The organism is Gordonia sp. NPDC003376 (genome assembly GCF_053589235.1).
In genome coordinates, this window is sequence record NZ_JBSFRM010000013.1 from 37,534 (window position 1) to 51,159 (window position 13,626).

Genomic DNA, 13,626 nt, shown 5'->3' on the forward strand with positions numbered 1-13,626 from the left:
GGGCACACCGACACGGGGCACACCGACACGGGGCACACCGACACGGGGCACACCGACACGGGGCACACCGACACGGGGCACACCGACACGGGGCACACCGACACGGGGCACACCGACACGGGGCACGCCGACACGGGGCACGCCGACACGGGGCACGCCGACACCGGGCACACCGACACCGGGAACACGGTCATCGACGCCCGCGTACCGGCGTCCAAGTACGACCTCTCGGTGCACGTCGCCGATCCGCGCGACCCCGGTGGGACCCCGATGAGCATCGAGTTCACCTATGCCTCGGATCTCTTCGAGGAGGCGACGATCGCCAGGTTCGCCGACGGGCTGATCGCGGTGCTGCGCGGGATGGCGCAGGCCGGCGCCGACGCCGTCCGGGTCGCCGACCTGCTCCGGTGTTCGGCCGACGAGCTCGCCCCGATCCGCGAATGGTCGCACGGGGCCGACACCGAGCTGCTTGCCACCACCCTGCCCGACCGCGTCGCCGCGGCCGTCGCCGCAGCCGGTGACCGGCCCGCGCTGATCGCCGGGGACCGCGTCGTCGACTACGCCGAATTCGGTTCCCGCGTCAACGGTCTCGCCCGCGACCTGATCGCCGCGGGGATCGGCCCGGACGACACCGTCGCCGTCGCCATCGACCGGTCGGTCGAGCTGCTCGTCGCGATCCACGCGGTGGTCACCGCCGGTGGCGCCTACCTGCCGGTGGCGGTCGACACGCCGGTCGAACGCGCGCAGTACATGGTGCGCACCGGTGGCGTGCACCACCTCCTGGTCGCCGCCGGGCACACCCCGGGCTTCGCGGACGAGCTCGGACCGGCGGTGGCGGTGATCCCGGTCGACACCGGGGTCCCGATCGAGACCGTCATCGCCCGGGGTGCGGCACCGGTGACCGACGCGGACCGGCACGCCCCGCTGCGCACCGACGACGCCGCCTACACACTGTTCACCTCCGGCTCCACCGGCCGGCCGAAGGGCGTGACCGTGAGCCATGCGGCGATCGGCAACCGGCTGCAGTGGATGCAGGATGCCCACCGGCTGACCGCCGACGACGTCGTACTGCAGAAGACGCCGGTCACCTTCGACGTCTCGCTGTGGGAGTTGTTCTGGCCCTTGATGACCGGGTCGGCGCTGGTGATCGCCGAACCGAACCGGCACGGCGACCCGTCCTCGCTGCGTCAGGTGATCAACCGCCACCGGGTGTCGGTGGTGCACTTCGTGCCGTCGATGCTCTCGGCGTTCCTCGACGCGCTCGACACCGTCGAGTTCGCGTCGATGGAATCGGTGCGGCTGATGTTCACGTCGGGGGAGGCGCTGCCCGCACGGGTCGCCGCCGCGGTGCTCCGCGGACTTCCGACCACCCGCCTGCACAACCTGTACGGCCCCACCGAGGCCGCCGTGGACGTCACCGCCCACGAGGTCCTGCCGGGCGAGACCGTGGTGCCGATCGGCCGTCCCGTCGCCAACACCACCACCCATGTGCTCGGACCCCGGCTCGAGCCGGTCCCGCAGGGTGTCCCCGGCGAGCTGTACCTCGGCGGGGTCCAACTCGCCCGCGGGTACGCCGCACAGGGCGGGCTCACCGCCGAACGCTTCGTGGCCGATCCGTTCGGCCCGGACGGGGCCCGGCTGTACCGGACCGGCGACCTCGTGCGGTGGAACTCGTCCGGGGAGCTGGAGTACCTGGGACGCAACGACTTCCAGGTGAAGCTGCGCGGCCGCCGGCTCGAGCTCGGCGAGATCGAGGCGGCGCTGGTGGCCGTTCCCGGGGTGGTGCACGCCGCGGCGACGGTCGTCGACCTGTCGGCGGGCCAGTCGCTGGTCGCCTACTACGCACCCGATGCGACACCACCGGCGACGGTCGCGCGGACACTCACAGAGCACCTGCCGGACTTCATGGTGCCGACCATCTGGATGCCGCTGCCGGTGTTCCCGTTGAACGCGGCGGGCAAGGTCGACCGCAAGGCCCTGCCGGAGCCGGTGATCACCGTCGCGGAGACGGTCGCGCCGAGTACCGACACCGAGCAGATCGTGGCCCGGGTGTACGCGGAGGTCCTCGGTGCCGATCACGTGAGTGTCACCGAGTCGTTCTTCGATCTCGGCGGGAACTCGCTCAGCGCAACCAAACTCGCGGCAAGGTTGTCGGCGGAACTCGAATACGACATCACCGTCGCGGCGATCTTCGCCGCTCCGTCGGTCCGGGAGCTGTGTGATCACGCGGCCCTGCTGCACCGCCACCGCCGGCGCCGGCTCGAACCGGCGGCCCATGACGGCGTCGCCCCGCTGTCGACGGTGCAGCGCGGGATGTGGCTGATCAACCATGCCGACCCGGACTCGCCGGCCTACAACGTCGCGATGGCCCTGCACCTGTCGGGAGCGCTCGACCGGGACGCGATCTCCGCCGCGGTCGAGGACGTGATCGCCCGGCACCATGCCCTGCGCACCCACTATCCGATGGTCGACGGCGACCCGATCCAGGCGGTGCTCGACACCGCCACCGCGCTCGAGCGGATCGAGCGACGGATGGACGAGCAGGGTCACGGCGACCCGGCCGCGGCGATCGCGGCCTTCACCGGCCGGGGATTCGACGTCACCGCGTCACCGCCGGTGCGGGTCCTGTTGCTGGCCACCGGAGCCGACGAGCACGTGCTGGTCGCGGTGGTCCACCACATCGCCGCCGACGGCATCTCGATGGGTCCGTTGGCCCGAGATCTCATGTCGGCCTATGCATCACGTGTCGGGGGAGTGCCGCCGAACTGGTCGGACATGCCCGTCGACTACCTCGACTTCACCCTGTGGCAGCAGGAGATCCTCGCCGACACCGACACTGACGGGAACTCCGAGGCGCGGCGTCAGCTGGCCTACTGGACCCAGCGGCTCGCCGGGACGCCGGCCCGGCTGGAACTGCCCACCGACCGGCCGCGGCCCCGCACCCCGAGCTTCACCGGCGGTGCGGTCGACTTCGATATCGACCCGGACCTGGTGGCCGGCCTCGAGGTGGTGGCGCGCGGGCACAATGCGACGCTGTTCATGGTGATGCAGGCCGCCTTCGTGCTGTTGCTGAGCCGGTTGACCACGCAGCGCGACATCGTCATCGGCACCCCGCACGCCGGCCGGGGTGAGGCCGAACTCGACGACGTCGTCGGCATGTTCGTCAACACTCTCGCCCTGCGCACCCAGGTGCGCGACGACGAGAAGTTCGCCGAGATGCTGCACCGGGTTCGCGAGGAGGATCTGGCCGACATGGCCTGTGCTGACATCGCTTTCGACACCATCGCCGATGCGGTGCTGACCTCGAGGCCGACCAGTCATAATCCGATCTACCAGGTCATGTTCGCCTTCCAGAACTTCACCTTCCCCGCGGTGACCCTCGACGGCCTGGCGGTCACACCGCTGTCGGAGGAACTGACCGCGGCGAAGGTGGACCTGCAGCTGACGCTCTACCCACCGCAACCGGCCCCCGGTGCGGTGCAGGACGAGATTCCCCAGGAGGAACCGGCGATGAAGGCCCAGATGATCTATGCGGCGGATCTCTTCCGCCGCGAGACCGTCGAGCTCTACACGCAGCGTTATGTCCGTGTCCTCGAGGACATCGCCGAGAATCCCCAGGTCCTCGTGGGCGACATCTCGGTGAACACCGCCGAGGAGGAGGCGATCGCGGGCGATCAGTCCGATGACATCGCCGCGCTGCCGCTTCCCCAGCTGGTCGACCTCGCCGCCCAGGTGGCACCGGAGTCCGGCGCGGTCGGCCGCGGCGCCGCCCCGGTGACGTTCACCGCGATCGCGACGATGACCACCGCGATGGCAGCGGTTCTGCCGGACCGGGATTCGGCACTGACCACCGCATTGATGAGTTTGATCCCGACGCTCGCCGCCGATGGGCCGGCCGCGCTCGGTGAGGTGTTGGCGAGCATCCGGTCCACCGCGACGGAGGTCGTCGCCGACGGGAACCGTACACAGGTGAGGGAAGGAACGACTCAGACGTGACCGATGTCGATGCAGGAGCCGCGGACATCTCTCGTGCCTGGGGCTCCCAGGCGACGACTCTTCACCTGATCGCCTTCGCCGCCGCGGTGTCTCCGGACACGGTTGCGGTGCAGGCGCCTTCGGGACCGGTCTCCTTCGGCCGGCTGCACACGCAGGTGTCGGTGACCGCCGGGGTCCTCGCCGCCCAGGGCCTGGACGACGAGGCGGCCGTCGGTGCGACGCTGGCCGGTCTGCTGCCGACGGCCGGTCCGGACCCTGAGCAGATCGTCGAGGCGACCCGACAGGCCATCGCCGACATCCGTACGCGCGCCGGCCATCTCGCCGGGACCGACGACCTGTGTTCGCTGCCGGGCCTGTTCCGGTCGAGTGTTGCCCGCTTCGGTGACCGTGTGGCCGTCACCGACCTGTCGGGGCACAGTCTGACCTACCGTGATCTCGACGAACGCTCCGGGGAGCTCGCTGCGGCACTGCACGCCGCGGGCGCCGGGCCGGAGGCCCTGATCGGTGTCGCCGTCGGGCGCACCACCGATCTGGTGGTCATCCTGCTGGGCGTCCTCCGGAGCGGCGCCGGGTATCTGCCGTTGGATCGATCGCAGCCGATCGCCCGTATCCGCACCATCGTCGAGGACGCGGCGCCGCTGCTGGTGCTCGCCGATACCGAGATGACCGACGGCTGGGGCGATCTCGGCGTCTCTCTGACCAGCGTCGACCGCCTGGTCGACGACCGGTCGACGGCCGTGGCCACGCCCACCCTGCGGCACCGCGCCACCGCGATCGACGACCGCACACCCGCCTACGTCATCTACACCTCCGGCTCGACCGGCAAGCCCAAGGGCGTGGTGGTGACCCACGCCGACGTGGTCTCGCTGATGGCAGCCGCGGCAGCCGAATTCGACTTCTCCCACACCGACGTGTGGACGATGTTCCACTCCTATGCCTTCGACTTCTCGGTCTGGGAACTCTGGGGACCGTTGCTGACCGGGGCCCGACTGCTGATCCCGGGGGAGGACGTCACCCGCGACCCCCTGCGATTCCTGCAGACCCTCGCCGAGCACCACGTCACCGTGCTCAGCCAGACCCCGTCGGCGTTCTACCAGCTCAGCGACGCCCGACGCCGCACCCCGATCCCGTTGGACCTGCGTTACATCGTGTTCGGCGGCGAGGCACTGAGTTTCGAGCAGGTCCGGCGCTGGTACGACGCCACGCCGGCCGACGGCGCCGTGCTCGTCAACATGTACGGCATCACCGAGACCACCGTCCACGTCTCCCACCGGGCACTCGATCCGGCGGTCGTCACCGCCGAGGACGCGTCGTTCATCGGACATCCCCTGGCGTCGCTGGAACTGCACATCCTGGACTCGCGGCTCCGACCGGTGCCGACCGGAGTGGTCGGCGAGATGTACGTCGCCGGAACCCAACTCGCCCGCGGATACCTCGATCGCCGCGGACTCACCGCCACCCGGTTCGTGGCCGATCCGTTCGCCGCGGACGGATCCCGGATGTACCGCACCGGCGACCTCGCGCGCCGTGTGGGCGACGACGTCGAGTACCTCGGGCGGGGCGACGCCCAGGTGCAGTTGCGTGGCTTCCGGATCGAGTACGGCGAGATCGAGGCCGCGATGCTCCGCGTCCCGGGGGTCGTGGCCGCGGCGGCGGCCGTCGTCGACCAGAAGGAGCGGGGCGGTCTGCTCGCGGGGTATGTGGTCGCCGCCGAGGGCACCGACATCGACGGTGCCGAGGTGCGTCGTTTGGTCGCCCGCGCGGTGCCGGAGTACATGGTTCCCGACGTCGTCACGGTGATCGATCGGCTGCCCCTGACCGGGAACGGCAAACTCGATCGGCATGCGTTGCCGCGCCCGGTGATCGAGTCCTCGGGTGAGTCGGTCGAGCCGGCCACCGACACCGAACGGCGGCTGGCGGGGATCGTCGCCGACGTGCTCGGTGTCGACCGTGTCGGTGTCACCGAGTCGATCTTCGACATCGGCGGCAACTCCCTGCTCGCCGCGCGGATCGTGGGCCGGGCGACCGAGGATCTCGGCGTCGACCTGACCGTCCGCGACCTGTTCGAGGCACCGAGCGTCCGCGAACTCGCCGAACGGTCGGCCGAGCGTGGTGCGGCCCTCCCGCCGATCGTCGCGACCGACCGGCCCGAACGCATCCCGCTCTCCCTGGCGCAGCAACGGATGTGGTTCCTCAACCGCCTCGACCCCACCGCGCCCACCTACAACGTCCCGGCGATCCTCGAGCTGACCGGCGACCTCGACGCCGGGGCCCTGCGACGGGCACTCGACGACGTCATCGCCCGGCACGAGGTGTTGCGCACCACCTATCCGGCGGTGGACGGGGTGGCCCACCAGCATGTCCACGGGGTCGACGAGATCGCCTCCGCGGTGGACTGGGCGGCCGTCGACGATGATGCCGCGCTGCGCGCCTCGGCGATGGGCGGGTTCGACGTCACCACCGAATGGCCTGTGCGCGTTCGTGTCCTGCGGCGGTCCGAGCGTGAACACGTCGTGGCGCTGGTGTTGCACCACATCGCCTGTGACGGAGAGTCGCTGCAGCCGTTGGTCTCCGATCTGCTGACCGCCTATCGTGCCCGGATCGCCGGAACGGCACCGGATCTCGATCCGCTCGCGGTCCAGGTGGCCGACCACGCCATCTGGCAGCAGCAGGTCCTCGGCGACGCCGCGGATCCCGGCTCGCCGATCGGTGCGCAGCTCGCGTACTGGGCCGACCGGCTCGCCGGCATCGCCGACGTCCTCGAGATCCCCACCGACCGTCCCCGCCCCGCGGTTGCCTCCCACCGTGGAGCGCGCGTGGAGTTCTCCGTGCCGCAGTCGGTCTCGCGGCGGGCGGAGGAACTCGCGCGCACGCACGGCGCGTCGGGCTTCATGGTCGCGCATGCCGCACTCGTGGTACTGCTGGCGCGGTTGTCGGCGTCCGACGACATCGTGATCGGTACCCCGATCGCCGGACGCGGACAGTCGGTGCTCGACCCGATGGTCGGTATGTTCGTCAACACACTGGCGTTGCGCACCGAGGTCCGTCCAGGTGTTGTGTTCGCCGAACTCATCGCGGACACACGCGATGTCGACCTCGCCGCGCTCGCCAACGCCGACGTCCCGTTCGAGGCCGTGGTGGAGCGGGTCGATCCGACCCGCTCGGCGGCGTTCGCCCCCCTCGCACAGGTGTGGCTGGCCTTCGACCAGTCCGCCACAACAGATCTCACCACCGCGACCCTCGACGTCGGCGATGCCGGCGGGTTGCGGATCCGTGCCGCCGAACCCGACGACCTGCCCAGCAAGGTGGACCTGACACTGGGTATCGCGGTCGGGGAGAGCGGCTGGCGCGGCACCATCGGCTACGCCACCGACCTGTTCGACGAGGTGACCGCCCACGAGTTCGGCGAGCGGTTCGTCCGGGTCCTCGATGCCCTCACCGCACATCCCGAACTGCCGGTGGATGCCGCCGGCATCCTCACCGCCGCCGAGTACGAGGTCCTCGATGCCCACGCCGCCGGTCCCCGGCTCGAGGTCGTCGGGGCGGGGATCGGCACCGCGGGAGTGGCCGACCTGATCACCACGGCACTGTGTGACGGCGATCCGGGGCGTGCGGTCGTCACCTGCGCCGGTCGCACCATCACCGCCGCCGACTTCCGCACGCGGGTGGCCGCCCTCGCCCGTCGACTCATCGACGCCGGGATCGGTCCGGACGACGCCGTCGGCGTGTGTATCCCGCGATCGCCGGAACTGCTCGTGGCGATCCACGCCGTGATCTGTGCCGGCGGCGCCTATGTGCCGATGGATCCGGAGGCCCCGGCCGCACGGATCGCCCACATGGTGGCCACGACCGGGGCCGGACACGTGCTGGTCGGGCCCGGCGGCGTGCCGCCGGGCGTGGGTGGGGCGGGTGCGCAGGTGCGCGTGCACTCCGTCGACACCGGTACCCACCCCGGCACCGCGGCCGACGTCGCATTGCCGACCGCGGCCGAACGGCGCGGGACGATCCGCCCGGACACCGCCGCCTACATCCTGTTCACCTCGGGCTCCACGGGCCGACCCAAGGGTGTGACCGTCACCCACCGGGCGCTGGCCAACCTGCTCGGTTGGTTCGGCGCCCTGGCCACCGAGCCGCACACCGAACGCGTCCTGGTCAAGACCCCGGCCACCTTCGACGCCTCGGTGTGGGAACTGTTCTGGCCCGTGATCTCCGGGGCCACCGCCATCCTCGCCGGACCCGACGCGCATCGTGACCCGGTCGCGTTGCGGGCGGCAATCGCCACCGAGCGGGTCACGATGGCCCAGTTCGTCCCGTCCATGCTGACGGTCTTCCTCGACGAGGTGGTGGCATCCGAGGACTCCGATGCCCTCGCCTCGATGCGCACCGTCTTGACCGGCGGTGAGCTCCTCGCCCCGGCGGTGGCGCGGCGCGCTCTCGACGCGATGCCCGCCGCACGACTGATCGACCAGTACGGACCCACCGAGGTCACGGTCGACGCGACGACCGCCGTGGTGGGTTCGCCGGAGGGGAACCCCGGCATCGGCCGTCCGGTCGCCAACGCCACCGCCCGGGTTCTCGACGCACGGTTGCGGCCGGTCCCGACCGGTGTCACCGGAGAGCTGTATCTCGGTGGGGCACAGGTCGCCCGCGGCTATGCGGGCCGGCCGGGACTCACCGCCGAGCGGTTCGTCGCGAATCCCTTCGGCACGGGTCCCGCGGGGGATGCGGGCGGGCGTCTCTACCGCACCGGTGATCTCGTCCGCCGGCGGACGGATGGGTCACTGGAGTACGTCGGGCGCAGCGACTTCCAGGTGAAGCTCCACGGTCAGCGGATCGAGCTCGAAGAGGTCGAGTCCGTCCTCGCCGGCGCCCCCGGGGTGGCGGCGGTGGCCGCGGCCGTCGTCGCCGGCCCCACCGGTGACGTGCTGGTCGCCCATGTCGCCGGCGTCGGCGACGACGCCGTGGATGTGGCCTCCCTGCGGTCCTTCGCCGCCGAGCATCTCGTCGAGTTCCTCCGACCGTCGGTGTGGCAGATCCGGGACGGCCTGCCTCGCAACGCGTCCGGCAAGATCGACCGAAATGCCCTGCCCGCACCGGAATTCACCGTCGAGGACGTCGTGGCGCCGGCATCCGACGCGGAGGCGGCGGTCGAGGCGGTGGTCGCGTCGGTACTCGGCGTGGAGCACGTGTCGGTCACCGCGTCGTTCTTCGATCTCGGCGGCAACTCGCTCGCCGCCACCCGGGTCGCCGCGCGGACCGCCGCGGCACTCGGCGTCGACGTCTCCGTCCGCGACGTCTTCGATGCACCGTCGGTGCGTGACCTCGTCACCCTCGTCGCATCCCGGGGGGCGGGGCAGCCGCCGGTGCGACGCGTCGACCCGCGGCCGGCGGTCGTGCCGTTGTCGTTCGCGCAGCTCCGCATCTGGTTCCTCAACCAGTACGACACGTCGTCACCGGCCTACAACCTGCCGGTCGGCCTGCGCCTGCGCGGTGCGGTCGATCTCGACGCCCTGCGTCAGGCGATCGGCGACGTCGTCGACCGTCACGAGATCCTGCGCACCACCTTCCCGTCGGTCGCCGGGCGTCCGGTGCAGCAGATCACCGATCCCGCCACCGCCCGCACGCTGCTCGATTGGGCCGTGGTCGACGACGCCGCCGCCCTGCGTGCGTCGGCGACCACCGGCTTCGACGTCGCGACCACACATCCACTGCGCGTCCGGGTCGCACCGACCGGCGGTGACGAGCCGGGGGACCGGGAGTTCCTGCTGCTCCTCGTGGTCCACCACATCGCCGGCGACGGCCAGTCGATGCGGCCGCTGGTGACCGACCTGGTCGGTGCATACACCGCACGCGTCAGCGGTCGTGCACCCGACTTCGCCGAACTGCCCGTACAGTTCGCCGACCACGCCCTATGGCAGCACGAGGTCCTCGGCGACCCCGACGATCCGGGGTCGCTCGTGGGGGCCCAGCTGGACTTCTGGCGCGAGCGGCTCGCCGGGCTGGGCGACCTGCTGCCCCTGCCCACCGACCATCGTCGTCCACCGGTCGCCTCGCAGCGTGGCGCCGAGGCGCGCTTCGCGATCCCGGAGACCGTGGGCGAGCGCGTGCGCGCTGTCGCGGCGGAGTGCGGCGTCACCGAGTTCATGGTGATCCACGCCGCGCTCGCGGTCTTCCTGGCGCGGATGAGCGCCACCGACGACATCGCGATCGGCACCCCGATCGCCGGACGCGGGCAGGCCGGACTCGACGGCCTCGTCGGCATGTTCGTCAACACCCTGGTGCTGCGTACCGCCGTCGACCCCGCTTCGTCGTTCACCGGGCTGCTCGACTCCGTCCGCAGCATCGATCTCGACGCCTTCGCCCACGCCGACGTCGCCTTCGAGGCCGTCGTCGATGCCCTCGACCCCACACGGTCGGAGGCCTTCGCGCCGCTCACCCAGGTCCTGCTCACCTATCAGCCGGAGCCCCCGGCCGTCGACACCGTCGCCGCCCACCTCGACGGGCTGGAGGTGGGGATCCTCGACATCGAGGAGACCACCGCCAAGGTCGACCTCACGATCGGGATCGGTGCCGCCCCCGACGGACCATGGTCCGGCGTGGTCAACTATGCGACCGATCTCTTCACCGCCGAAGGGATCTCGGCGCTGCTCGACCGCTTCGTCATGGTTCTCGGCGAACTCGTGACCGCACCGCAGCGCGCGGTCGGCGATGTCGCGGTGACCACCGTCGCCGAGACCCTGTCACTGACCCCGGTGGGCGGTCTGGCCGGTACCCGGCCGATCCTGCTCGCCGACATCTTCACCGACGCCGCGCGCCGGCACCCCGACCACCCGGCTGTCACCGACACATCGGGCACCCTCACCTATCGGGAGCTCGACGAGGCGTCGAATGCGCTGGCGCGCACGCTGATCGAACGCGGCGCGGGACCGGAGACGGTGGTCGCCCTCGGAATCGGCCGATCGACCACACTGATGACCGCGATCTGGGCGGTCGCCAAGGCCGGTGCCGGTCATGTGCCGATCGACCCGGACTACCCCGCCGACCGTGTCGCGGCGATGATCGAGGACTCGGGTGCGTCGATCGGTCTCACCGTGTCCGCGGCAGTCGAGCTTCCCGGACACGACATCGACTGGATCACCCTGGATTCCGATCCGGTGACCGCAGAGGTGGCCACCCGGTCGACCGCACCGGTCACCGACGCCGACCGCCTGGGCCCCGTCGGCGTCGACTCGCTGGCCTACGTCATCTACACCTCCGGCTCCACCGGCCGCCCGAAGGGTGTCGCGGTGACCCATCGAGGCCTGCTCAACTTCGCCACCGAGGAGTTCCGCCGCGCGGATTCGGCCGCGGGAGCCCACGTCCTCGGTTTCGCATCCCCGAGTTTCGACGCCTCGGTACTCGAGTACCTCCTGGCCTTCCTCGGCGGCGGAACGCTGATCTATCGTCCCGCCGACGTCGTCGTCGGCCGCGACCTCGCGGAGTTCATCCGGGCCCGACAGATCACCCACACCTTCCTCACCCCGACGGTCCTGGCCTCGCTCGATCCCGCGACGCTGACCTCCCTGCGTACCGTCTACGCCGGCGGCGAGGCCGTCCCGGACTCCCTCGCCGAGGCCTGGGCGCCGCACGTCCGTGTCCAGAACCTCTACGGCCCCACCGAGACCACCATCGGCATCACCATCGGGGCACCCCTGCGATCCGGTGTGCCGGTCACCCTCGGCGGACCACTCGACGGTGTGGGACTGACGGTCCTCGACTCCCGCCTGCATCCGGTCCCGGTGGGTGTGCTCGGCGAGCTGTACGTCACCGGACTGCCGCTGTCCCGCGGCTACCTCGCCCGGCCGGCTCTCACCGCAGAGCGATTCGTCGCCACACCGTTCGGGGTGCCCGGCGAACGGATGTACCGCACCGGTGACGTGGTGCGTTGGGTGCGCGATGCCGACGGCGACCTGACCGTCGCCTACGGTGGCCGCAGCGACGACCAGATCAAGTTGCGCGGGTTGCGGATCGAGCTCGGCGAGATCGAGAGCATCCTCGCCCGCCACGACGCGGTCGAGACCGCCGTCGTCGTCGGCATCACCGCCGACGGTGCCGTCGCCGACAGCGGCGAATCCGTGGTCGCCGCGCTCGCCGCCTACGTGGTCGCCCCGCGCGGGGCCGACGCCGCGGAACTCCGCAGTCACCTCGAACGCGACCTCCCGGTGTTCATGGTCCCGTCGAGTTTCACCGTGCTCGAACGACTTCCGCTCACCCCGGTCGGCAAGCTCGACCGCCGTGCCCTGCCCCGCCCCGTCCTCGACCTCGGCGAGGAGTACGTCGCGCCGGCCGGCCGGACCGAGGAAACGCTCGCCGCGATCGTGGCCGGTCTCCTCGGCCTGGACCGGGTCGGGGCCACCGACTCGTTCTTCGCCCTCGGCGGCGACTCCATCATGTCGATCCAGTTCGCGTCGGCCGCGCGGTCGGCGGGCGTCGATCTCACCCCGCGTCAGGTGTTCGAGCATCGCACGATCCGGTCGATCGCGGTGGCCGTCGCGCGTGCGGACAACCTCCTCGACACCGTCGCAGAACCCGCCACCGACGCCCCGGTTCCGTTGCCGCCCATCGTGTCCTGGATGCTCGAGCATTCCGACACCCCGGATGATCACGCCGACTTCTCCCAGTCGATGGTGCTCGTCGCACCCGACGGACTCACCGGCGCCGACCTCGCCCGGGTCCTGTCGGCGGTCGTCGATGCACACCCCATGATGTCGGCGGCGCTGCTGGACACCCACCCCCACGAGACCAGCGGGGTGGCCACCCCGGTACTGGTGCCCGGTCGTCCGTTCGACGCGGGCGATGCGGTCACCACCGTCGACGTGGCGGCATCGATTGCCGACGCCGCATTCGCCGACGCGATCGTCGCGGCCTTCCGGGCGGCCTCGGCCCGCCTCGACCCCACGTCGGGTCGCCTGGTGTCCGCGGTTCTGGTGCGCGGCACCGACGGCGCACGAATCGTGCTGGTGATCCATCACATCGGTGTCGACGCCGTGTCCTGGCGCACCGTCGTCACCGATCTCGTCACCGTCTGGGCGGGTGGGCCGGGCACCGAGCTCGACGGTGAGGGGACGTCGGCCCGCGCCTGGACCGCCGCACTCGCCGAACGCGTCGGGGACCACGAGGCGGAACTGGGGTACTGGCTCGACCGTGCCCCCGGGTTCCCCACCGATCTCGGTGCGCGACCGGACCGGCGACGCGACCGGATGAGCACGCTGCGGCCGGTGGTGCAACGCGTGGCCGCCGAGGTCACCGAACCCCTCCTCGGCATGGTCCCCGCCGCATTCGGCGGCACCGTCAACGATGCGCTGCTCGCCGCCCTCGGTCGCGCGGTCCGATCCTGGCAGGCCGCACACGGCATCGCCGATCACCGTCCGGTGTCGGTGCTGGTGGAGCGTCACGGTCGAGAGGAGGCCGTCCTCGAGCGGGGGCCGCGTCCGGTGCGCGCCGACCTCGCCCGTACCGTCGGATGGTTCACCACCGTCGCCCCCGTTCGCCTGCACGTCACCGGCGACGTGGTGCACACGGTGAAGGCGGTCAAAGAAGAACTCGCCGGAACACCCGACGCCGGAATCGGATTCGGCCTCCTGCGTCACC

The 13,626-nt window shown here is 71.2% G+C and carries 2 protein-coding genes (1 of these 2 only partly in view); both read left to right on the forward strand.

Annotation, left to right across the window (positions count from 1 at the left end):
• The coding region (locus ACWDUA_RS14825; protein WP_449751762.1) for an amino acid adenylation domain-containing protein at positions 1–3,996 on the forward strand (3,996 nt) is incomplete at its 5' end.
• Positions 3,993–13,626: the 5' end (the start) of a non-ribosomal peptide synthase/polyketide synthase gene (locus ACWDUA_RS14830; RefSeq protein WP_449751763.1), read on the forward strand. It continues 30,683 nt past the right edge of the window; only the first 9,634 of its 40,317 coding nucleotides appear in the window; it begins with the start codon at positions 3,993–3,995; the stop codon falls past the right edge of the window. The genes ACWDUA_RS14825 and ACWDUA_RS14830, both read left to right, overlap by 4 nt.